The sequence below is a fragment of the Aeromicrobium sp. A1-2 genome (genome assembly GCF_003443875.1).
GTDB lineage: Bacteria > Actinomycetota > Actinomycetes > Propionibacteriales > Nocardioidaceae > Aeromicrobium.
This window is the reverse complement of record NZ_CP027482.1, coordinates 321,274-342,842: the sequence shown is the minus strand read 5'-3', so window position 1 is coordinate 342,842 and position 21,569 is coordinate 321,274. Positions and strand designations below refer to the sequence as shown.

Genomic DNA, 21,569 nt, shown 5'->3' with positions numbered 1-21,569 from the left:
ACCGAGTGCACGACCCCGACGAGGCAACCGGGACAATAGTGGGATGGCACGCGACCAGTCACCGTATGTCGAGCTCGAGCGCGCTGCGTGGGCCGAGCTGGCAGGAGACGCTCCGCAGCCGCTCCAGCCGGCCGAGATCGAGCGGGTACGAGGGCTGGGCGACGAGCTCGACCTCGAAGAGGTCCGGCAGGTCTACCTGCCGATGACCCAGCTCATCAGCATGCGGGTCCGTCTCGCCGGCGCGCTCTACCAGGCCACCGAGGCGTTTCTTCACGAGCCGCAGACTCGGCGCACCCCGTTCGTCATCGGCATTGCCGGATCAGTGGCGGTCGGCAAGTCGACCACGGCCCGCCTGCTCAAGGAGCTGTTGTCCCACTCCCCCCAGCACCCGGTCGTCGAGCTCGTGACGACCGACGGCTTCCTGTTCCCCAATGACGAGCTCGAGCGTCGCGGCCTGCTCGATCGCAAGGGATTCCCCGAGTCGTACGATCGCAAGGCGCTGCTGCGCTTCGTGATGGAGGTCAAGTCCGGGGTCGAGGTCGTGACCGCGCCGATCTACTCCCACCTGACCTACGACCGCACCGACGAGGTCGTGACGCTCAAGAAGCCCGACATCGTGATCGTCGAGGGCCTCAACGTCCTCGCGCCGGCCAGGCCACGCGGCGATGGCAGCCCCGGGCTCGCGGTCAGCGACTTCTTCGACTTCTCGATCTACGTCGACGCTTCCGGCAAGGACCTCCGTCGCTGGTACATCGACCGGTTCCTGAGCCTGCGCAAGACCGCGTTCGCCGATCCGGAGTCATACTTCCACCGCTACAGCGCCCTCACCGACGACGAGGCAGTTGCCCGCGCCGGCCACCTGTGGGACACCATCAACTGGCCCAACCTCAGGGAGAACATCGCCACGACGCGCGGCCGCGCGTCGTTGGTCCTCCGCAAGGGTGCCGATCACTCGGTCGACTGGGTCCGCCTCCGCAAGCTCTGAGCGGAGTCAGGTGCCAGCCTCCCGGATGTACTCCCCGACGTACGCCACCAGCCGGTAGCCCATCGCGTCGTTGACCGCGATCATCGGACCATTTCTCGCCGCGTTGTACGTGTGGACGAACCGGCGCTCCATCAGCAGGTCGCTGGCCGCGCGCATCGCCGCGACCTTGAGCGACAGTCCCAGACCGTGACCGCGATGCTCGGGCAGGACCAGCGTGTCCCACTGGTAGGCGTTCTCCGCATCGGTCTGCGAGAACACGAGCTGGGTGTGACCCACGAGCTCTCCGTCGGGCGACTCGGCCGCCACAGTCTGCATGACCCTGCCCTGGGCCATCAGCAGGCGCTCGTCGGAGCGGATCCGCGCTGCGTCGAAGTACTCGTTCTCGAGCGGGTAGTCACCCGAGGGCGCCTCCTGGACGATCAGCGACAACAGGCGCGCGTGCTGCTCCAACCATCGCTCAGGGCATTCCTCGCGCCACGCCTGGAGCGCATAGCCGTCCTGGACCGGCGCCTCCGGCAGGTCCGCGGGAAGTGTCAGGACCCGTTGGGCGTCGACCATGTCACGGTGGAATCCGTGCGCCTCCGCGAAAGCAGTGTGGCCGGCCCCCTCCTGGGCGACATCCCAACGGGCCTCGGCGAACAACGTGTCACGACCGGCCGACTCCGCGAGCCCCTGCAGGGCCGAGAGCACCCTCGAGCCGTGTCCTCGCCGCCGATGATCGGGATGCACCGCGACGTCGACGTAGCCGAGCGAACGGTTGTCCCGCTGGGGCATCTCGAGCCAGCCCATCGCCACGACGGTCCCGGCCTCGTCGCGTGCCGCCACGACCAGTTTGTCGACGTAGGGCCCAGCCTCGACCAGCTCGGCCCGCAGCTCACGTGCCGTGTACGGGCGGTCCCACTCCTCGCCATGCGCAGCCGCGTACACGGCGTGACAGGCCAGGAAGACGGCTTCGTCCCGAGGATCGACAGGCTCGATGACAGACGTCGCGCTCATGAGCCGGACCGCTGGCGTAGCCGGTCCACGCCATCTCCCGCAAGACTCCCCGGCGGCACAGGCCGTCCTGAGATCGCCAACAGCAGATCGATTGCCCGCCCACCGACTTCTTCCCCTGTCCCGTGGTCGAAGTCGAAGTCAGTGGCCGTCAACCGCAGGCCCGCGGCGTGCTCCCGTCCCCCGCCCATCGAGACCGACGTCCTGAGCTGATGACGCAGTGCGGTGACCACAGGCGCCGGCGGATAGGTCCGGCTGATCCCGAGCGGTTGGCGGATGTCCTCACCATGGAGGAACGCCTCGACCAGCCGTGTGGCCAGAGGAGCAGGCGGGCCCGTTGTCCTTGGTATCGCCGACCGAAGCCCTTCGAGCGTGCGCACCGCTTCGCGGCTTCGCTCCCGCCTCACCCCGACCGCGTTCTGCCGATCGAAGTCAAAGCCCGCGCGCACCATCCCGGTCACGAAGCCGAGACGAGTCGTCTTCGCAGTGTCGACGAGGTGCGCCACGACGTCGTGGATGGTCCAGTCCACACACAGCGACGCTGTGTCCCACCGATCCGGCGGCAGATCTTCGAGGTCGGCGACCAGCGCTCGTCGCTCCTGGTGGACGACGGTCCAGACTCCCTCGCGTGTCAGTCGGTCCATGCGACCATCCAATCAGCAGCATCGTCCGTCGGACAGGTCCAATGGGGCTGGGCCGCGGGCCCGCGAGAAGCTGCGTCAGAGGGCGAGGGTCGTCCGCACGACCCCGGCCAGGTGCTCGGCGACCTGCTCGGCCTCGTCGTGCGTCGCTGCCTCGACCATGACACGCACCAACGGCTCGGTGCCGGACTGACGCAGAAGTACCCGGCCACAGTTGCCGAGTCGGGCGTTCGCGATCGCGATCTCGCCCTGCAGCACAGGATCGCTGTCGGCCCGTGCCTTGTCGACGTTGGGGACGTTGACCAGCACCTGCGGCAGACGGGTCATGACGGCCGCGAGATCTTCGAGGGTTCGTCCGGTCTCACGGATGCGAGATGCCAGGTGCACCGCGGTCAGCACTCCGTCGCCCGTTGTGGCGTAGTCGCCCATGATGACATGACCCGACTGCTCACCACCGACGTTGAACGAGCCCGACCGCATCGTCTCCAGGACGTAGCGGTCACCGACCGCGGTCTGGATCACGGTGATGCCGGCGGCCTGCAGCGCCTGGACGAAGCCGAGATTGCTCATGACGGTCGCGACCACAGTGTCCTGGGCCAGTCGTCCTGCATCGCGCGCCGCGATGCCAAGGATCGCCAGGATCTGGTCGCCGTCGACGACCGCGCCGGTGTGGTCGACCGCGAGGCAGCGATCCGCGTCGCCGTCGAACGCGAAGCCTGCATCCGCACTGTGGGCGATGACAGCCTTCTGCAGATCGCCCATGTGGGTCGAGCCGCAGTCCTGGTTGATGTTGAGACCGTCGGGCTCGGCGTGGATCGCATGGACCTCGGCGCCGAGCTGCTCGAACACCTGAGGTCCGACCTCGTAGGCCGCACCGTTGGCACAGTCCAGCACGATGCGCAGCCCGTCGAGCGGGCCGGGCGCAGCCTCAATCAGGTGCTTGACGTACGCACCGACACCCGCGTGGCTGTCGCCGATGCGACCGACGTCAGCGCCGGTGGGTCTGGCCCACGGCTCCTCCAGCCGGTTCTCGATCAGCACCTCGAGGTTGTCGTCGAGCTTGAGACCACCGCGGGCGAGGAACTTGATTCCGTTGTCGGGCATGGGGTTGTGGCTGGCCGAGATCATGACGCCCATGTCGGCCTTGAGGTAGGACGTCAGATAGGCCGCGCCCGGCGTCGGCACGACGCCGAGCCGGTGGACATCCACCCCCGCAGACGCAAGACCCGCGACCACCGCGGCCTCCAGGAATTCTCCTGAGGCGCGGGGATCGCGGGCAACGACTGCTGTCGGGCGCTGGTCGGCGAATGCACCGACCTCTCCCAGCACGTGGGCCGCGGCGACCGCGAGGTCGACGGCGAGCTCGGCAGTCAGATCGCGATTCGCGAGTCCGCGAACGCCATCGGTGCCAAAGATCCGGCCCACAGCAGGAATCAGCGCTTGCTGTACTGCGGAGCCTTACGAGCCTTCTTGAGTCCAGCCTTCTTGCGCTCCTTGATGCGCGAGTCGCGCGTCAGGAGTCCGGCCTTCTTGAGTCCGGGACGGTTGGCCTCTTCGTCGATCTGGTTCAGCGAGCGAGCCACACCGAGGCGAAGCGCGCCGGCCTGGCCGGTCATGCCGCCGCCGGTGACTCGGGCAACGACGTCGAAGCGGTCCTGCAGACCGGTCTCGGCGAAGGCTTCCTTGGCAATCTGCTGGTGCAGCTTGTTGGGGAGGTACTCCTCGAGCGGCTTGCCGTTGACGGTCCACACACCGGTGCCCGGCACGATGCGGACACGAGCGATGGCCTCCTTGCGGCGGCCTGTGGCTGCGCCCGGAGCAATCGTCGCGGGCTTGCCTGCGGTCTCGGACGACCCAACGGTCTCGGAGGTGTATGCCACACCTTCGGCGTTGGTCTCGAACTCGGTCTCGGTCTGGGTGGTGGTCTCAGCCACGATGCGCCTGCTTCTCTTCTTTACTGGGAGATCTGCGTGATCTCGAACGGCTGGGGCTTCTGGGCGGTGTGCGGGTGCTCAGGGCCGGAGTAGACCTTGAGCTTCGTGATCAGCTGATCACCCAGACGGTTCTTGGGGAGCATGCCTCGGACCGACTTCTCGATCGCCTTGCGCGCATCCTTGTTGAGCAGGTCACCGTAAGCGATGGACTTGAGTCCACCCGGGTAACCACTGTGGCGGTAGGCGAGCTTGTCGGTGCGCTTGTTGCCCGACAGGGCCACCTTCTCGGCGTTGACGATGATGACGAAGTCGCCACCGTCCACGTGAGGTGCATAGGTCGGCTTGTGCTTGCCGCGGAGCAGCGTCGCAGCCTGGACGGCGAGACGGCCCAGGACAATGTCCTCGGCGTCGATGACGTGCCACTGACGGGTGATGTCAGACGGCTTGGGGCTGAACGTGCGCACGGCGTGACCTTCTCGTTCTGGGGGGTGTGGCTGATGATTGAGCGGATGCTGCAAGTGGTCGATCCCGCGGCAGTGGCCAAACGGAGACACGACACACAAGGTTAACCGCCAGCGGCCACTTGGGTCAAAACGAGTCCCGTCAGTCGGACCCCGCATCGTGCGAATTGCCCAGCGGCACTAAGTTGGTTGATGTCTGCACCACCCCGCAGCAGGGCATTGTCCGCCGTCACAGGAGACCCATCGTGACCGAGAACCACACATTGACCGTCCGCGACAACCGGACGGGCGAGGAGTATGAGCTCCCGATCACCGACGGCACAGTCCGTGCGAGTGACTTCAACCAGATCGGAAAGTCCGCGGACGATCCCGGCCTGGCGCTGTACGACCCCGGTTTCACCAACACCGCTTCGACCCGAAGTTCCGTCACATACATCGACGGCGACAAGGGGATCCTCGAGTACCGCGGCTATCCCATCGAGCAACTCGCGGAGAAGTCGACGTTCCTCGAGGTCGCCTACTTGCTGATCCACGGCGAGCTGCCGACTGAGAAGCAGCACGAGCAGTGGGTGCACGAGATCACCTTCCACACGTTCGTGCACGAGAACCTCAAGTCGCAGCTGCAGGGCTTCCGTTATGACGCGCACCCCATGGGGATGTTGTTGTCGAGCGTCGGCGCGCTGTCGACGTTCTACCCCGAGGCGCGCAACATCCACGACCCCGACATCAGGCACGACCAGATCGTGCGGTTGATCGCCAAGATGCCGACCCTCGGCGCATGGTCGTTCCGTCACGCGCAGGGCAAGCCCTACGTCTACCCCGACAACGATCTGACCTACACCGAGAACTTCCTCTCGATGCTGTTCAAGATGAGCGAGCAGAAGTACAACCCCGACCCGCGGCTGGCCAAGGCGCTCGAGGTGCTGTTCATCCTGCACGCCGATCACGAGCAGAACTGCTCGACCAACGCGGTCCGATCCGTCGGGTCCAGCCAGGTTGACCCCTACTCGGCCGTCAGCTCGGGTGTCGCGGCGCTGTACGGACCGCTGCACGGCGGCGCCAACGAAGCCGTCCTCAAGATGCTCAAGCGCATCGGCACGCCCGACAAGATCCCTGCGTTCATCGAGGGCGTCAAGAAGGGCGAAGAGAAGCTCATGGGCTTCGGGCACCGGGTCTACAAGAACTTCGACCCGCGCGCCACGATCATCAAGAAGGCCGTGGACGACGTCTTCGCGGTCACCGGCGTCAACCCGCTGCTGGAGATCGCCCAGGAACTTGAGCGCATCGCGTTGGAGGACGACTACTTCATCAGTCGCAAGCTCTATCCCAACGTCGACTTCTACTCCGGACTGATCTACGAGGCGCTGCAGTTCCCGCCCGAGATGTTCACGGTCCTGTTTGCGATCCCCCGCACGGCCGGCTGGCTCGCCCAGTGGGTCGAGCTGGTGGACGACAAGGAGCAGAAGATCGCGCGACCCAAGCAGATCTACACCGGCGACCGCCGCCTCGACTTCGTGTCGGCGCAGGAGCGCTGGAAGTAGTTCGCCAGACGAAGGCCCCCACCCATTGCGGTGGGGGCCTTCGTCGTCCGCCGCCGAGCCGATAATGTTGCGGGGTGCGCCTGCGAATCGACCTCTCGTACGACGGCACGGGATTCCGGGGGTGGGCGGCCCAGCCGGGCCACCGAACGGTCCAGGGGGACATCGAGGCCGCTATCGCGCTGATCCTGCGTCTGCCCGAGACCGCGACCCTGACGGTGGCCGGGCGCACCGACGCGGGGGTCCACGCGCGGGGCCAGGTGGCCCACGTCGATCTCGACGGCATCGCCCCCTACTACCTCGAGCGCAGGCTCCGCCGCCTGCTCCCCGACGACATCCAGATCCGGTCGGTCACGGCCGCGCCGGAGGGCTTTGACGCACGGTTCTCCGCCATCGAACGCCGCTACTCGTACCGCATTGTCGACGGCCGCGTCGGCCCCGACCCGCTGGTGCGCCACGCGGTCGTCCGCTGGCAGAAGCGGCTCGATGTCGACGCCATGAACGCCACCTCCGAGTACCTGCTGGGTCTGCACGACTTCGCGCCCTTCTGCCGCCGGCGCGAGGGCGCCACGACGGTCCGCACACTCCGTGAGCTCAGCACCGTGCGGATCGACGACGTGTTGGTCACCACGGTGCGAGCTGACGCCTTCTGCCACTCGATGGTGCGCGCCCTGATGGGCGTGCTGGTCGCGGCGGGCGACCACCGGTTCGGGCCGGAGTGGGCCGTCGAGGTGCTCGCCCACCCGGGTCGGGACAGCCGGGTCAACGTCATGCCCCCGCACGGTCTCGTGCTGGAAGAAGTCACCTACCCCGAGGGCGCCGCCCTGACAGCACGGAACATCGAGTCACGCAGTCACCGGGCCCTGCGAACCTGAACGCCCTGCGCAGTCCGGACCCGTGGCCACTCTCCCGGCACTCCACCCGACCTGCTCCCCCCTGCATGACAGAATCCTCGGCATGGCCGCCAGCTGGGAGGACGTCGTGGCGTACGCCATGACCCTGCCCGAGGTCGAGGAGTCCACCTCCTACCGGACGCCCTCCCTCAAGGTTGCGGGCAAGCTGATCGGTCGCCCGCGATGAGCACCGTTGCTCGCGCGAATCCTCCTGCTGGCCGCGAACTGCGAGGATGTCACCGTGCCTGATCACTACTTCGACGCGACACCAGCGACACCGGACAAGCGGCAGGAGATCCGGACCCACATCTGGGGACAGGACATGACGTTCACGACCGCCAGCGGCGTGTTCGCCACGGATGGCCTCGACAAGGCCACCGCCGTCCTGCTCCGCAACAGCACACCGCCGCGTGGGGGCGTGGTTCTTGACCTCGGCTGCGGCTGGGGCCCGATTGCTTGCGCGCTGGCCGGCACAGGCTCGGTCGTCTGGGCCATCGACACCAACGAGCGCGCCCTCGAGCTGACTGCGCTGAACGCCGCACGGCAGGGCGTGACGGTCCACGCCACGCTCCCCGACGCGGTGCCCGACGACGTGTCCTTCGACGAGATCTGGTCCAACCCACCGATCCGCATCGGCAAGGACGCCCTGCACGCCCTGCTGCTGCGCTGGCTGCCCCGCCTCGCCCCCGACGGCACGGCCCGGCTGATCGTCGGCAAGAACCTCGGCGCCGACTCCCTCCAGCGGTGGCTCGTTGAGCAGGGCTGGCCCACCGAACGACTCTCCAGCGAGAAGGGATTCCGGATCCTGCACATCCGGCGACCTGTCTCACACTGACCGGCTCACGTGGGGACCGCCCGAGAACGCAGAAGGCCCGCCACCTCACGGTGACGGGCCTTCCTGATGGTGCGGGTTCTACTTGGCGTCGTCCTCGACGGCCGGAGCCTCGACCGCGTCAGCGGCCTCTGCTGCGTCGTCCGTGGCGTCGACGGGCACGTCGGTGCCCAGGTCGTCCTCGGGCGCGACATCGTCGGCCGGCTTCTCCTCGACGGCGACGGGCTTGGCAGCCTTGGCCTTCTTCGGAGTCTGGTTCTGTGCGCCGAACTGCTTGGCCTCGACGATCTCGATGACGGCCATGGGGGCGTTGTCGCCCTTGCGCGGCGCAATCTTCGTGATGCGTGTGTAGCCGCCGGGACGGGTCGCCATGGCGGGCCCGATCTCCGTGAACAGCGTGTGCAGGATGCTCTTGTCGCGGATGACCTTGACGACGAGGCGGCGGTTGGCCACCGTGTCGAGCTTGGCCTTCGTGATGAGCGACTCCGCGTACGGACGCAGACGGCGAGCCTTGGCTTCGGTCGTCGTGATCTTGCCGTGCTCGAACAGGTTCTGTGCGAGGTTGGCCAGGATCAGGCGCTGGTGCGCTGGGCTGCCGCCGAGGCGAGGTCCCTTAGTGGGGGTGGGCATTGTCTATTCTCCAAAATCAATCGGGCTGGGCCGTCAAGGTCGGGCAGTACTCAGTACTGCTCGTCCTCGGCGAAGCTGGCGTCGTCGTCATACGCATCGATGACGGCCGACGGGTCGAAACCAGCGGGGCTGTCCTTCAGCGCGAGGCCCATCTCGGCGAGCTTGGCCTTGACCTCGTCGATCGACTTCGAACCGAAGTTGCGAATGTCGAGCAGGTCCTGCTCCGAGCGCGTGATGAGCTCACCCACGGTGTGGATGCCCTCGCGCTTGAGGCAGTTGTACGAACGGACCGTGAAGTTGAGGTCCTCGATCGGCAGAGCCAGGTCGGCAGCGAGCTGCTCGTCGACCGGCGACGGACCGATGTCGATGCCCTCGGCCTCGACGTTGAGCTCACGAGCCAGACCGAACAGCTCCACCAGGGTGGAACCGGCCGACGCGATCGCGTCACGCGGCAGCATCGACTTCTTGGTCTCGACGTCGATGACGAGCTTGTCGAAGTCGGTGCGCTGCTCGACTCGAGTTGCCTCGACCTTGTAGGTCACCTTCAGGACCGGCGAGTAGATCGAGTCGACCGGCATGCGGCCGATCTCTTCGTCGCCGGACTTGTTCTGAACCGCCGAGACGTAACCGCGGCCGCGCTCGACAACGAGCTCGATCTCGATCTTGCCCTTGGCGTTGAGCGTGGCGATGTGCAGGTCCGGGTTGTGGACCTCGACTCCGGCCGGGGGCTGGATGTCGGCTGCGGTCACCTCGCCCGCACCATCCTTGCGGAGGTACATGACGACGGGCTCGTCGTTCTCCGAGGAGACCACGAGCTCCTTGAGGTTCAGGATGATCTCGGTGACGTCCTCGGTCACGCCGGGGACGGTCGAGAACTCGTGCAGGACACCGTCGATCTTGATCGACGTGACGGCCGCACCCGGGATCGACGACAGCAGCGTACGACGCAGCGAGTTGCCGAGGGTGTAGCCGAAGCCGGGCTCCAGAGGCTCGATGACGAACCGCGAACGGAATTCGTCGACGACCTCTTCGGACAGGGCGGGGCGCTGGGCGATGAGCATGTTTCTTCCTTTCCGAACCAACCTCTATTTGAAGGTCCGGGTCATGTTTTCTTGGTGGTGAGAGTGGACCAGGTCAGATCTTGGAGTAGAACTCCACGATCAGCTGCTCGTTGATCGGCACCGTGATCTGCTCGCGCACAGGCTGGCTGTGGACGAGGATGCGGCCACGGTCGGGCGAGGCGTCGAGCCAAGCCGGCACCGTGTCGCGGTCGTGGGACTCGCGCGCCACGATGAACGGTGTGGTCTCGAGCGACCGGGTCTTGACGTCGATGATGTCGTGCTTGCTCACCTGGAACGACGGGATGTCGGTCTTGACGCCGTTGACCACGAAGTGACCGTGGTTGACGAGCTGGCGAGCGTGCCGACGCGTACGGGCGAACCCGGCACGGTAGACGACGTTGTCGAGGCGCGACTCGAGGATCTGCAGCAGGTTGTCACCGGTCTTGCCGGGACGACGCGATGCGAGCTCGTAGTACTTGCGGAACTGCTTCTCGAGCACTCCGTAGGTGTAACGCGCCTTCTGCTTCTCGAGCAGCTGGTTGCGGTACTCCGACTCCTTGACGCGCGCGCGGCCGTGCTGGCCGGGAGGGTAAGGACGCTTTTCGAATGCAGCGTCACCACCGACGAGGTCGATGCCGAGACGGCGCGACTTCTTGGTGAGAGGTCCGGTGTAACGGGCCATGGTTGATAACTCCTAGAAAGGTGTGGGTGTCAGAGACGACGGTGCTTGGGAGGACGGCAGCCGTTGTGCGGGCTGGGCGTCACGTCGGAGATGGTGCCGACCTCGAGGCCGACTCCGCTCAGCGACCGGATCGCCGTCTCGCGGCCCGAACCGGGGCCCTTCACGAAGACGTCGACCTTCTTCATCCCGTGCTCCATCGCCTGACGACCGGCCGACTCGGCAGCCATGCCGGCTGCGAACGGAGTCGACTTGCGCGAGCCCTTGAATCCGACGGTTCCGCCGGAGGCCCAGGCGATCACGGCACCCGAGGGGTCCGTGATGGTGACGTGGGTGTTGTTGAACGTGCTCTTGATGTGGGCTTCGCCCTGAACGACGTTCTTCTTCTCCTTGCGGCGAACCTTCTTGCCAGCTGTCTTAGGAGGCATGCGCTATCACTTCTTCTTTCCGGCGACGGTGCGCTTGGGTCCCTTGCGGGTACGCGCATTGGTCTTGGTGCGCTGGCCGCGAACGGGCAGGTGCGCACGGTGACGTCGACCCTGGTAGCTGCCGATCTCCATCTTGCGGCGAATGTCACCCGTGACCGTACGACGCAGGTCGCCCTCGGTCTGGTAGTTCGCCTCGATGTGATCACGCATCGCGACGAGGTCGTCGTCATCGAGTTCGTGGACGCGCTTGTCCGGGCTGATGCCGGTTGCGTCGAGGGTCTGGGTGGCGCGCGTGCGGCCGATCCCGAATACATACGTGAGTGCGATCTCGATGCGCTTCTCGCGCGGGAGATCCACTCCCATGAGGCGTGCCATCTAGGCATTTCCTTCCGTACTGCGAGGTGTGGCCACCTGATGCATCCCAACTGCCTCCAGGATCTTGGACGATCCTGAGTCGGGCTCCGGCCTACGCTTCCGGAGGTGACCCGCCACGGTCGTGCGTGTGGCGGGAGCGATCAGATGTTTCGCGTTGCTGTGGTGAAGAAGTCTGTTCAGCCCTGGCGTTGCTTGTGACGCGGGTTTTCGCAGAGGACCATGACGCGGCCGTGGCGACGAATCACCTTGCACTTGTCACAGATCTTCTTCACGCTCGGGTTGACCTTCATCGAGATTCTCTCTTTGGGATCTGAACGTGTGTACGTGTGTTTACTTGTAGCGGTAGACGATGCGACCGCGGGAGAGGTCGTACGGCGAGAGCTCCACCACAACGCGATCCTCGGGGAGGATACGGATGTAGTGCTGACGCATCTTGCCGCTGATGTGCGCGAGAACCTTGTGGCCGTTGGCCAGCTCCACACGGAACATCGCGTTCGGAAGTGCCTCTACTACGGCGCCTTCCATCTCGATGACGCCTTCTTTTTTCGCCATAACCTCTTCTTTGTGTCGCGTGTCTGACCGGTTGGCCTGTCCTGGCGCACCCCGGCCCTGCCGCCTGAACGGAAGTAGGACATGGAAATGCGGACCTGAAAGGGCCGACTCTCGATTCTACGCCCACGGGGGCGGCAGACTCAAATCGCGGTCAGCGCGGAGACCGCGGCCCGGGCGACCTGATCGGCCAGATCGACGCCTGACTCGAGGCTAGGACTGCCGTCCGTCAGCACCGCCACGAGGTAGGTCCGCCCATCTGCCTTGATCTGACCGATGCTCGTCACGTCCCAGAGTCCGGTGGCCGATCGTTGGAGATAGCCGACCTTGAGCGCAGCATCGTCGGGGTCGTCAGCAGCGGCGGACACCCCCAAGACCTGCTCGTGGACGACTCCGGACATCAGCGACTGCTCGTACGCCTGGGAGTCAGCAGTCAGCACCGACTCGGCGCCGAACACGACCTGCAGGAGACGGATCTGATCCGTCGCTGTCGTCTGGGTGAGACCCCAGCTGCCGTTTGAGCCGACCACGGTGTCCTCCAGGCCGATCGACTCATTGAACAGCTCCAGACCCGACCGGCCGCCGACGGCGTTGAAGAGCGCCGTAGCGGAGGCGTTGTCGCTGTACTGGATCATCGCGGCGGCCTGCGCGCGCTCCGTCGCGCTGAGAGACGTCCCCGCCTGCTGGTGCTGCCAGAGCAGCGCCGCGAGAATGTCGACCTTGACGATGCTCGCGGTGTCGAAGGCTTCCTCGCCATAGGTCAGCGACTCCCCCGAGTCGATGTCGAGCACCGCGACCGCGAACTTTCCGTCGGCGTCGATCGCGTCGAGCCCAGAGAGAGAAGGCGTAGTGGCGTCCGCTGGGACGACGTCGGCCGGACTCGCGACCGACGCAACCATGGCAGTCCCAGGTGCCGCCGCCTGCTCGGCGGGCCAGACCACGGCCAGTCCTAGGACGATCGAGAGCACCCACCCAACGACCATCGTCGGCCAACGGCGCAGGGCGGACGCGCGGCTTTCGGATCGGGACGGCGATGAGAGCGAGGGCATGCTCCGCACGCTAGGGAGCAGGGCTGAGCCTCCGCCCTGCCCGACCTGTCGCGGGCCTGTGACCTCAGTCGGGCGGGTTGAACTCCGGCTGCCCGGGGCCGTATCGGTCGATCAACCGGGACAGGACGATCGCGGTCGAAGTGTGGTCGACGTTGGCGACCTCGTCGCGGACTCGTTCGAGCGCGCGCTCCAGGTCGCGGACATCCCGAGCCACGATGTGAAGGAGGGCATCGGCGGCACCCGAAACGGTCGCCGCGGTGTGGACCTCCGGGACCCGGCTGAACGCGGCCCGTAGCTCGTCGGGGGAGATCGCCCCCTTGCAGTGCACCTCGACGTAAGCCTCCGTGGCCCAACCGACCAGATCCGGATCCAGCACTGCGGTGAAGCCGCTGATCACTCCATCGTCCAGGAGCCGGTCCATCCGGCGCTTGACTGCCGGTGCCGACAGACCGATCCGGTCTCCGATCGCGGCATAGCCGGCGCGACCGTCCTCCAACAGGCAGCCGATGAGCTTGCGGTCTAGATCGTCCATCGGGCAAGTATTGCAAGAAAACTCTGGACAAGCCGAAATCATGCAAGAAAACACCGTCCAATAGGCAGTTTCCGATTCGTGGCGCCCATCCGCACCGATCTAGCATGGATTCATTGCGTACGAATCACCTCCCGGAGGCATCACGTTGACCGTTCTCGACACCCGCCCAGCACCTATCCACGCCCCCGAGCCGCGAACCCGTCACTACCTGATGTGCGCACCGACCCACTTCTCGGTGACCTACGCGATCAACCCGTGGATGGACATCACCAACCCGGTCGACGTGGAGCGCGCCAGGTTGCAGTGGGAGGTCCTCCGCAACACCTATCTGAGCCTGGGTCACCGTGTTGACGTCGTCGATCCGATGCCGGGACAGCCTGACATGGTCTTTGCGGCCAACGGCGGGCTGACGGTGGGCGGACGGGCGTACGGCGCGAAGTTCCGCTTCGCCGAGCGTGCCGCCGAGGGCGCGGCCTACGCCGCCTGGCTGCGCCAGTCCGGCGTCACCGTGGTCGAGCCCGAGCACACCAACGAGGGCGAGGGGGACTTCCTCGCCCTGGGCACGATGATCCTCGCGGGAACCGGCTTCCGGACCTCGCTGGCCGCCCACATCGAGGCAGCCGACGCCGTCGACCGACCCGTCGTCTCGCTCGAGCTGGTCGACCCCCGGTTCTACCACCTCGATGTCGCGATCGCAGTGCTCGACGACGGCAACGGCTCGGCCCCCGCGGAGATCGCCTACTACCCCGGAGCCTTCAGCCAGCACAGCCAGCGCACACTGCGCGATCTGTTCCCCGACGCCATCATCTGCTCGGAGTCGGACGCGCTCGTGCTCGGCCTCAACGCGGTCAGCGACGGCCACCACGTCATCCTTCCTGCGGCCGCCGCCGAGCTGGCCGAGGCACTCCGCACCCGCGGCTACACGCCGGTGCCGATCGATCTGGACGAGTACATGAAGTCCGGTGGCAGCGTGAAGTGCTGCACCATGGAGCTCCACCGCTAGTCGTGAGACCAGGGGGCGGTGGAGCTCCATCGTGCGAAGAATTGATTGATTTCAATCACACCAGCCCCACCAGTCCCGTAGGGTAACGGCGTGTCGCGCACTCGGGCTGGGCTTCTCGTGGTATTCCTCGTCGCCCTGCTGACCCCTGTCGGCGCGGCCCGGGCCAGCTCGACGGTGCTGTGCAGCGGCTACACGTCGTGCGCCGACAAGGGCTACTCGAACGCCGGCTACTCGACCCACAAGTCCACGAGCTACTGGCGGATGTACACCGGGACCAACTGCACCAACTACGTCGCGTACCGACTGGTGAGCAACGGCATGCCGAACGTCCGCCCGAAGTCCGGCGTCGGCAACGCCCAGGACTGGGGCTTTGCGATGGCCTCCATCACGGACAGCACACCAGCGGTCGGTTCGGTCGCTTGGTGGGGTCGCACGGGGCACCACGTCGCGTACGTCGAGAAGATCGTCTCCCCCACCGAGATCTGGGTGTCGGAATCGAACTGGAGCGGCGCATTCGACTGGCGCAAGATCACCAAGTCCGGGTCAGGCTGGCCAGACGGCTTCATCCACTTCTCCGACCGGGTTTTGGAGAACACCACCAGACCGACGATCCGCAGCACCCCCCAGGTCGGTGTCGCCCTGGCTCCGTCGGTCGGCAAATGGACCGTCATGGGCAACAGCTACGCCTATCAGTGGACGGCTGATGGCACCAGCATCAGCGGCGCGACCACCAAGTCGTACACCCCGACCCCGTCCGTCGCCGGCAAGGCACTTTCGCTGCAGGTCACTGCGTCAAGACCCGGCTACTCCCCCGGCACCGCCACCTCGGCATCCGAGGAAGTCGAGCCCGGCGAGCTCACTCCCGGCGTGCCGACCGTCGACGGGACAGGACGGGTCGACGAGCCGCTCATCGCGCGACCCGGCACGTGGACGCCGACTCCGTCGACGTACTCCTATCAGTGGTCCGTCGCCGGGTCCCCTGTCTCCGGAGCGGCGTCGCCGACCTTCACACCGCGTCCCGAGGACAATGGCCGCGCGGTCACGGTCGCCATGACCAGCGCACTGGCGGGCTACCGATCCACTGCTGCGACCTCACCGGCGCCGGTCACCGTCCTGCCCGGCAACGTGACCTCGACTGCCAACCCCACCATCATCGGCACACCGGCCGTCGGCGCGACACTGACCGCCCGTCCGGGTTCGTGGTCGGTGAGCTCCCTGGCATACGACTACCAGTGGCTCGTCGACGGCACCGCCATCGCCGGCGCCACCGGCGCGACCTACAAGCCGACGCCGGCTGACCGCACCCGGCCGGTCTCCGTGCGTGTCACCGCACGTCGAAGTGGATATCTGACGACATCGGCAACCTCCGCGCCGACAGCCAAGACGGCCTACGGGACGCTCCCCGCGTCGGCGCCGAAGATCACCGGGTCGACCCGACTCGGCTCGACCCCAGCGGTCGATGTCGGGACACGGAAGGTCCCGCAATCCACCGTGCGCGTGCAGTGGCTGCGCAATGGTGTCGCAATCTCGGGGGCCACTGCACTGAAGCACAAGGTCACCCAGTCCGACCTGGGCAAGAAGCTGTCAGCAAAGGTGACCTGGACGGCCGACGGATACACCCGCCGCACGCTCACGTCATCCGCGGTCGGGCCGGCCAAGGCCACAGCCAAGATCAAGGCCACAGCCACAGCCACACCGTCCAGCCGCACAGTCCGGTTCGTCGTGCGGCTGCCCGTCACAGGACTCGCCGACCCGTCCGCCTCCATCGCTGTCACCCGTCGCGGCGGGGGCACGGTCAAGTTCTCCATCAGCCGCGGCAAGGGGACCGTCACGCTGACCAAGCAGCCGGCGGGCGCCAGCACCTACACATTCACCTACGCCGGGACCTCGAAGATCACGTCCGCGAAGACCACCGTCAAGACCACGATCAAGAAGTGACCTGCGGCTAGGCGCCGCTCGGACCGCCGTAGGGCACGCCGAGCTCGGCCAACATGCTCTCGCCGCCGTCGAGCGCCGTCAGCACCCACGTGCCGGTGTCGGTCAATGTGAAGGTGTGCTCGTAGTGAGCCGCGCGCGAGCCATCAGTCGTGACGACGGTCCAGTCGTCGGAGAGCGTCCGCGTCTGCGCAGTGCCAAGACTCACCATCGGCTCGACGGCCAGGACCAGCCCCTTGACCAGTTTGGGACCGCGCCCCGGTCGCCCGTAGTTCGCGACGTTCGGCGGCTGGTGCATCGCCGAGCCGATACCGTGGCCCGTGTATCCCTCCACAATTCCGTAGTCACCGGCAGCATCGACCGTCGTCTCGACCGCATGACTGATGTCGGAGACCCGGCCCCCGAGCGCCGCCGCTGCGATGCCACGCCACAACGCCTGCTCGGTGACCCGCATCAGCTCGGTGACATCGTCGGGCACCTGGCCAATCGCGACGCTCGTCGCGGCGTCACCGTGCCAGCCGTCGATGATCGCGCCACAGTCGATCGAGATGACGTCGCCGTCGCGGAGTACTCGCTTGCCTGGGATTCCATGCACGACCTCGTCGTTGACCGACGTGCAGATGACCCCCCGGAAGCCGTGGTAGCCCAAGAAGTTCGACGTCGCACCGCAGGAGCGAATGTGGTCGCGCGCGATGCCGTCCAGATCGCCCGTCGTGACACCCGCGACGGCAGAGCCACGGAGCAACTCCAGCGTCTGTCCCACCACCAGGCCGGCAGCGCGCATCGACTCGATCTGCCCGGGCGTCTTGATCTCGATCCCGCGGTCAAACATTGTGATGGGTCCGCCCTCAGGAAGGGAGAGCCGCGTCGATCCGTCGAGTGACCTCGTCGACCTCGCCCATGCCGTCGACCTCGATCACGAGTCCACGTGAGCCGTAAACCTCGAGCAGGGGCTTGGTCTCCGCGGTGTAGACCGACTGGCGGTGACGGATGACGTCTTCGGTGTCATCCGCGCGACCGCTGGTCTCGGCCCGCTTGAGCAACCTCTGGATGAGCTCCTCGGGATCGACGACGAGCTCCAGCACGCCGTCGAGCTGGGTGCCGAGTCCGCTGAGGATCCGGTCGAGGGTGTCGACCTGATCGACCGTGCGCGGGTAGCCGTCGAGGATGAACGCAGCGCGCGCATCGTCCTGTGCCAGCCGGGCCTCCACCATCGCATTGGTGACCTCGTCTGGAACGTACTCGCCGGCATCCATGAACCGTTGAGCCGTCTGACCCAGCTCGGTCTGCTGCTGCACGTTCGCCCCGAAGATGTCGCCGGTCGAGATGTGCGCGCCGCCGATGCGGCCTGCCAGCTCGACGGCCTGTGTGCCCTTGCCCGCGCCGGGCGGGCCCATGATCAAAAGACGCATTACTTGAGGAACCCTTCGTAGTTCCGCTGCTGAAGCTGGCTCTCGATCTGCTTGACCGTGTCCAGACCCACTCCGACGATGATGAGGATCGTCGTGCCACCGAACGGGAAGTTCTGGCTGGCGTTGAGCACCGAGATCGCGATCATCGGGATCAGCGCGATCAGACCCAGGTAGAGCGCGCCCGGCGCCGTGATGCGGCTCAGGACGTACGCCAGATACTCCTGCGTCGGACGGCCCGCGCGGATGCCGGGGATGAACCCGCCGTACTTCTTCATGTTGTCGGCGACCTCCTCGGGGTTGAAGGTGATCGACACGTAGAAGTACGTGAAGAACACGATCAGCGAGAAGAACGACAGCATGTAGAGCGGGTGGTCACCGCGCACGAAGTTGTCATTGACCCATGAGGCCCACGGCGCGCTGGAGTTGAACTGGGACGCGAGCGCCGGTAGGTACATCAGGCTCGAGGCGAAGATCACCGGGATGATGCCGGCCTGGTTGACCTTGAGCGGGATGTACGTCGAAGATCCGCCGAACATCCGTCGGCCGACCATGCGCTTGGCGTACTGCACCGGGATGCGGCGCTGCGCCTGCTCGATGAAGATGACTGCCGCGACGATGACCAGGCCGATCAGCACGACAATGATGAACGTGGCCCAGCCCTTCTGCTGCTTGATGAGCCACAGCGCACCGGGGAACGTGGCGACGACCTGCGTGAAGATCAGGATCGACATGCCGTTGCCGATGCCGCGGTCGGTGATGAGCTCGCCGAGCCACATGATGACGGCCGTACCGGCGACCATCGTGAGCACGATCAGCAGGAAGGACAGGATGCTGTCGGGGTTGTAGAGCAGCGGTCCGGTCTCGGCGCCACCGAACAGGTTGCCGCTGCGCGCGAGCGCCACGATGCCGGTCGCCTGCAGGATCGCCAGACCCAGCGTGAGGTATCGGGTGTACTGCGTGATCTTCGTCTGTCCGGACTGGCCCTCCTTTTTGAGGGCTTCCAGCCGCGGGATCACGACGACGAGCAGCTGCAGGATGATGCTCGCGGTGATGTACGGCATGATGCCGAGCGCAAACACCGTCAGCTGGAGCAGCGCACCACCGGAGAAGACGTTGATCAGCGCGAACAGGCTGCTGTTGTCGCCCGTCGAGGCGGCCTGGACCGAGTCCTGGACGTTGGCGACGTTGATGCCGGGGGCCGGCATGGTCGAGCCCAGCCGGAACAGCACGATGACGAACAGGACGAAGAGGATCTTCTTCCGCAGTTCGGGCGTCCTGAATGCATGGACGAAGGCGCTGAGCACCGCGATCCTCCTCGTGCACCGAAGTGCGTCATGATGACGGACAAAAGCGGGCTCTCGCCCGCAGTGTGACTCTAACAGTCACCGAGACAGCCGGGGCAGGACGTGCGTCCTGCCCCGGACAGCATCAACCAAGAATGGTGACGCTGCCTCCGGCTGCTTCGATCTTGGTCTTGGCGGACCCGGAGAACTTATTCGCCGTGATCTGGACCTTGACTGTGATGTCACCCTGCCCGAGGACCTTGACCGGGCGACCCTTGCGGACCGCGCCGTTGGCGACCAGCGACGCGATGTCGATGTCACCGCCCTTGGGGTAGAGCTCCTCGAGCCGATCGAGGTTGACGACCTGGTACTCCTCGCGGAAGGGGTTCTTGAATCCCTTGAGCTTCGGCAGACGCATGTGGATCGGGACCTGGCCACCCTCGAAGCCGATGGGAACCTGGTAACGAGCCTTGGTTCCCTTCATGCCTCGACCGGCGGTCTTGCCCTTCGAGCCCTCGCCTCGACCCACGCGGGTCTTGGCAGTCTTGGCTCCCGGCGCGGGACGCAGGTGGTGCAGCTTGAGCGCCATGTCAGTCAACCTCCTTGACATCCACGAGGTGCGACACGGACTCAGCCATGCCACGGAACTCGGGACGATCTTCCTTGACGACAACGTCGCCGATGCGCTTCAGACCGAGCGTGCGCAGGGTCTGACGGTGATTGGGCTTGCGGCCGATGCCGGACTTGGTCTGCGTGACCTGGATCTTTGCCATCACGCACCCACTCCCGCGTCTGCCTTGGCCTTGGCCTCCGCGATGCCTTCCTTGCCGGCACGAAGCAGCGCCGCCGGAGCGACCTGCTCGACCGTCAGGCCGCGACGCGCTGCCACCATCTCCGGCGACTCGAGCAGCCGCAGGGCCGCCACAGTCGCGTGGACGATGTTGATCGCGTTGGACGAACCGAGCGACTTGGACAGGACGTCGTGGACGCCTGCCGCCTCGAGCACGGCGCGAACCGGGCCACCGGCGATGACGCCGGTACCGGGCGATGCCGGACGCAGGAACACGACGCCAGCCGCCTTCTCGCCCTGCACCGGGTGCGGGATCGTGCCCTGGATGCGGGGGACGCGGAAGAAGGACTTCTTGGCCTCTTCGACACCCTTCGCGATCGCGGTCGGGACTTCCTTGGCCTTGCCATAGCCGATGCCGACCTGACCATCGCCATCGCCGACGATCACCAGGGCGGTGAAGCTGAAGCGACGACCACCCTTGACGACCTTGGCGACACGGTTGATCGTGACGACCTTCTCGATGTACTGCGACTTCTCGGCTCCGCGGTCGTTTCCACGACCCCGTCCGCCTCCGCCTCCGCGGCGCTGCTGCCCGCTCATGCGGCACTCCTCTGGTTATTGATGATCATCAGAACTCCAGTCCGCCCTCGCGCGCGCCGTCAGCCAGGGCTGCGACACGACCGGCGTACTTGTTGCCCGCGCGGTCGAAGACCACGGTGGCGACACCGGCAGCCTTGGCACGGTCGGCGACGAGCTCGCCGACCTTGCGGGCCTTGGCGGTCTTGTCATCGTCGGACGAGCGCAGGTCGGCTTCCATCGTCGACGCGGAGGCCAGCGTGCGGCCCTCGAGGTCGTCGACGATCTGAGCGACCATGTGCTTGCTCGAACGGGTGATGACGAGGCGCGGACGCTCCGCCGAACCTTCGAGCTTCTTGCGTCCTCGCACCTGACGACGCAGACGCGAAGCAGTGCGGGGCGCAGTGTGCTTGCGGTGATTGATCGAGATAGCCATGACTACTTACCAGCCTTTCCGACCTTGCGGCGGACATGCTCGCCGGCGTAGCGGACGCCCTTGCCCTTGTAAGGCTCGGGCTTACGGATCTTGCGGATGTTCGCTGCGACCTCACCGACGGCCTGCTTGTCGATGCCGTGCACGGCGAACTTGGTGGGTGACTCGACCGTGAAGGTGATGCCCTCAGGAGCCTGGATCGGGACCGGGTGGCTGAAGCCGAGCGCGAACTCGAGAGCAGCCGGGCCCTTCGCCAGGACGCGGTAACCAACGCCGACGATCTCGAGCTTCTTCTCATAGCCCTCAGTGACGCCCACGACCATGTTGTTGATCAGGGTGCGCGAGAGGCCGTGAAGCGCCTTGCTCTTGCGCTCGTCATCAGGACGCTCGACCGCGAGGGTGCCGTCATCGGACTTGGCGACCGTGATCGGCTCTGCGACGGTGTGGGTCAGCTCGCCCTTGGGGCCCTTGACGCGAACGTCCTGGCCCTCGATCGTCACTTCGACGCCGGACGGGATGACTACGGGGTGCTTGCCAATGCGTGACATGTGTTCAGA

Annotated in this window: 29 protein-coding genes; 7 read left to right on the top strand and 22 right to left on the bottom strand. The window is 66.1% G+C overall.

What is annotated here, in order from left to right; all coding sequences use genetic code 11:
* Positions 1–43 precede the first annotated feature (43 nt).
* Positions 44–985, top strand: a complete 942-nt coding sequence (gene coaA / locus C6I20_RS01705) for a type I pantothenate kinase (RefSeq protein WP_118394377.1) — start codon at positions 44–46, stop codon at positions 983–985.
* A gap of 6 nt (positions 986–991) precedes the next feature.
* Here the strand turns inward: coaA and C6I20_RS01700 are convergent, their stop codons facing one another.
* The 5 genes from C6I20_RS01700 to rplM all read right to left on the bottom strand — a co-directional run bounded on the left by C6I20_RS01700 (position 992) and on the right by rplM (position 5,017).
* Positions 992–1,981 (bottom strand): GNAT family N-acetyltransferase, encoded by a 990-nt coding sequence (locus tag C6I20_RS01700; protein WP_118394376.1) that lies wholly within the window; start codon positions 1,979–1,981, stop codon positions 992–994.
* Positions 1,978–2,622, bottom strand: coding sequence for a maleylpyruvate isomerase family mycothiol-dependent enzyme (locus C6I20_RS01695; protein ID WP_118394375.1), 645 nt, complete (start codon positions 2,620–2,622; stop codon positions 1,978–1,980). The genes C6I20_RS01700 and C6I20_RS01695 overlap by 4 nt, the downstream gene beginning before the upstream one ends.
* 75 nt (positions 2,623–2,697) lie before the next feature.
* Positions 2,698–4,044, bottom strand: a complete 1,347-nt coding sequence (gene glmM / locus C6I20_RS01690) for a phosphoglucosamine mutase (RefSeq protein WP_118394374.1) — start codon at positions 4,042–4,044, stop codon at positions 2,698–2,700.
* A gap of 8 nt (positions 4,045–4,052) precedes the next feature.
* Positions 4,053–4,499 (bottom strand): 30S ribosomal protein S9, encoded by a 447-nt coding sequence (gene rpsI, locus C6I20_RS01685; RefSeq protein WP_371682674.1) that lies wholly within the window; start codon positions 4,497–4,499, stop codon positions 4,053–4,055.
* A 74-nt stretch (positions 4,500–4,573) separates the two neighbouring features.
* Positions 4,574–5,017 carry a 50S ribosomal protein L13 gene (gene rplM / locus C6I20_RS01680; RefSeq protein ID WP_118394372.1) on the bottom strand — a complete coding sequence of 148 codons (444 nt, stop codon included), beginning with the start codon at positions 5,015–5,017 and terminating at the stop codon, positions 4,574–4,576.
* Positions 5,018–5,259: 242 nt separating this feature from the next.
* On the opposite strand from rplM, the gene C6I20_RS01675 reads away from it, so the two are divergent.
* The 4 genes from C6I20_RS01675 (at position 5,260) to C6I20_RS01665 (ending at position 8,280) form a co-directional block, all read left to right on the top strand.
* On the top strand, positions 5,260–6,555 hold the full coding sequence (locus tag C6I20_RS01675; RefSeq protein ID WP_118394371.1) for a citrate synthase: 1,296 nt from the start codon (positions 5,260–5,262) through the stop codon (positions 6,553–6,555).
* 74 nt (positions 6,556–6,629) lie between these two features.
* Positions 6,630–7,427: a tRNA pseudouridine(38-40) synthase TruA gene (truA, locus tag C6I20_RS01670; RefSeq protein ID WP_118394370.1), complete on the top strand. Its 798-nt coding sequence runs from the start codon at positions 6,630–6,632 to the stop codon at positions 7,425–7,427.
* An 82-nt stretch (positions 7,428–7,509) separates the two neighbouring features.
* The gene (locus C6I20_RS17705) at positions 7,510–7,632 is read left to right on the top strand and encodes a hypothetical protein (protein ID WP_256372162.1); all 123 of its coding nucleotides are present in this window, start codon (positions 7,510–7,512) and stop codon (positions 7,630–7,632) included.
* A gap of 27 nt (positions 7,633–7,659) precedes the next feature.
* Entirely contained in the window at positions 7,660–8,280 is a 621-nt protein-coding gene (locus C6I20_RS01665) for a class I SAM-dependent methyltransferase (RefSeq protein ID WP_371682673.1), read from the top strand.
* 78 nt (positions 8,281–8,358) lie between these two features.
* On the opposite strand, the gene rplQ is transcribed toward C6I20_RS01665, so the two are convergent.
* From rplQ to C6I20_RS01620, 9 genes are all read right to left on the bottom strand, one after another.
* Entirely contained in the window at positions 8,359–8,907 is a 549-nt protein-coding gene (rplQ, locus tag C6I20_RS01660; RefSeq protein ID WP_118394369.1) for a 50S ribosomal protein L17, read from the bottom strand.
* 50 nt (positions 8,908–8,957) lie between these two features.
* Positions 8,958–9,968 carry a DNA-directed RNA polymerase subunit alpha gene (locus C6I20_RS01655; protein WP_118394368.1) on the bottom strand — a complete coding sequence of 337 codons (1,011 nt, stop codon included), beginning with the start codon at positions 9,966–9,968 and terminating at the stop codon, positions 8,958–8,960.
* A 73-nt stretch (positions 9,969–10,041) separates the two neighbouring features.
* Positions 10,042–10,650 carry a 30S ribosomal protein S4 gene (gene rpsD / locus C6I20_RS01650; RefSeq protein ID WP_118394367.1) on the bottom strand — a complete coding sequence of 203 codons (609 nt, stop codon included), beginning with the start codon at positions 10,648–10,650 and terminating at the stop codon, positions 10,042–10,044.
* Between the two features lie 29 nt (positions 10,651–10,679).
* Complete coding sequence (gene rpsK, locus C6I20_RS01645) at positions 10,680–11,075, bottom strand: 30S ribosomal protein S11 (RefSeq protein WP_118394366.1); 396 nt, start codon at positions 11,073–11,075, stop codon at positions 10,680–10,682.
* 6 nt (positions 11,076–11,081) lie between these two features.
* Positions 11,082–11,450: a 30S ribosomal protein S13 gene (rpsM, locus tag C6I20_RS01640; RefSeq protein ID WP_118394365.1), complete on the bottom strand. Its 369-nt coding sequence runs from the start codon at positions 11,448–11,450 to the stop codon at positions 11,082–11,084.
* A 176-nt stretch (positions 11,451–11,626) separates the two neighbouring features.
* Entirely contained in the window at positions 11,627–11,740 is a 114-nt protein-coding gene (rpmJ, locus tag C6I20_RS01635) for a 50S ribosomal protein L36 (protein ID WP_118394364.1), read from the bottom strand.
* A gap of 40 nt (positions 11,741–11,780) precedes the next feature.
* Positions 11,781–12,002, bottom strand: coding sequence for a translation initiation factor IF-1 (gene infA / locus C6I20_RS01630; protein ID WP_007078610.1), 222 nt, complete (start codon positions 12,000–12,002; stop codon positions 11,781–11,783).
* A 140-nt stretch (positions 12,003–12,142) separates the two neighbouring features.
* The gene (locus tag C6I20_RS01625) at positions 12,143–13,048 is read right to left on the bottom strand and encodes a serine hydrolase (RefSeq protein ID WP_118394363.1); all 906 of its coding nucleotides are present in this window, start codon (positions 13,046–13,048) and stop codon (positions 12,143–12,145) included.
* A 64-nt stretch (positions 13,049–13,112) separates the two neighbouring features.
* On the bottom strand, positions 13,113–13,580 hold the full coding sequence (locus C6I20_RS01620) for an Lrp/AsnC family transcriptional regulator (protein ID WP_118394362.1): 468 nt from the start codon (positions 13,578–13,580) through the stop codon (positions 13,113–13,115).
* A gap of 145 nt (positions 13,581–13,725) precedes the next feature.
* Between C6I20_RS01620 and ddaH the strand changes: the two genes are divergently transcribed.
* Together ddaH and C6I20_RS01610 are read left to right on the top strand one after the other, a co-directional pair.
* Positions 13,726–14,583: a dimethylargininase gene (gene ddaH, locus C6I20_RS01615; RefSeq protein WP_254052205.1), complete on the top strand. Its 858-nt coding sequence runs from the start codon at positions 13,726–13,728 to the stop codon at positions 14,581–14,583.
* A 90-nt stretch (positions 14,584–14,673) separates the two neighbouring features.
* On the top strand, positions 14,674–16,521 hold the full coding sequence (locus C6I20_RS01610) for a CHAP domain-containing protein (protein ID WP_162891061.1): 1,848 nt from the start codon (positions 14,674–14,676) through the stop codon (positions 16,519–16,521).
* Positions 16,522–16,528: 7 nt separating this feature from the next.
* Here C6I20_RS01610 and map read toward each other — a convergent pair whose 3' ends face one another.
* From map to rplF, 8 genes are all read right to left on the bottom strand, one after another.
* Positions 16,529–17,350 carry a type I methionyl aminopeptidase gene (gene map, locus C6I20_RS01605; protein WP_174232936.1) on the bottom strand — a complete coding sequence of 274 codons (822 nt, stop codon included), beginning with the start codon at positions 17,348–17,350 and terminating at the stop codon, positions 16,529–16,531.
* A 16-nt stretch (positions 17,351–17,366) separates the two neighbouring features.
* Positions 17,367–17,930 (bottom strand): adenylate kinase, encoded by a 564-nt coding sequence (locus tag C6I20_RS01600; protein WP_118394358.1) that lies wholly within the window; start codon positions 17,928–17,930, stop codon positions 17,367–17,369.
* Positions 17,930–19,234: a preprotein translocase subunit SecY gene (gene secY, locus C6I20_RS01595; RefSeq protein ID WP_118394357.1), complete on the bottom strand. Its 1,305-nt coding sequence runs from the start codon at positions 19,232–19,234 to the stop codon at positions 17,930–17,932. Before secY ends, C6I20_RS01600 begins: the two co-directional genes overlap by 1 nt.
* Positions 19,235–19,358: 124 nt before the next feature.
* A complete protein-coding gene (rplO, locus tag C6I20_RS01590) occupies positions 19,359–19,802 on the bottom strand; it encodes a 50S ribosomal protein L15 (protein WP_118394356.1) in 444 nt (147 codons plus the stop codon).
* A gap of 1 nt (position 19,803) precedes the next feature.
* Complete coding sequence (gene rpmD, locus C6I20_RS01585; protein WP_118394355.1) at positions 19,804–19,986, bottom strand: 50S ribosomal protein L30; 183 nt, start codon at positions 19,984–19,986, stop codon at positions 19,804–19,806.
* A complete protein-coding gene (gene rpsE, locus C6I20_RS01580; RefSeq protein ID WP_118394354.1) occupies positions 19,986–20,603 on the bottom strand; it encodes a 30S ribosomal protein S5 in 618 nt (205 codons plus the stop codon). Before rpsE ends, rpmD begins: the two co-directional genes overlap by 1 nt.
* Positions 20,604–20,631: 28 nt before the next feature.
* Complete coding sequence (rplR, locus tag C6I20_RS01575; RefSeq protein WP_118394353.1) at positions 20,632–21,015, bottom strand: 50S ribosomal protein L18; 384 nt, start codon at positions 21,013–21,015, stop codon at positions 20,632–20,634.
* A 2-nt stretch (positions 21,016–21,017) separates the two neighbouring features.
* Positions 21,018–21,560 carry a 50S ribosomal protein L6 gene (gene rplF, locus C6I20_RS01570; protein ID WP_118394352.1) on the bottom strand — a complete coding sequence of 181 codons (543 nt, stop codon included), beginning with the start codon at positions 21,558–21,560 and terminating at the stop codon, positions 21,018–21,020.
* Positions 21,561–21,569: the final 9 nt, after the last annotated feature.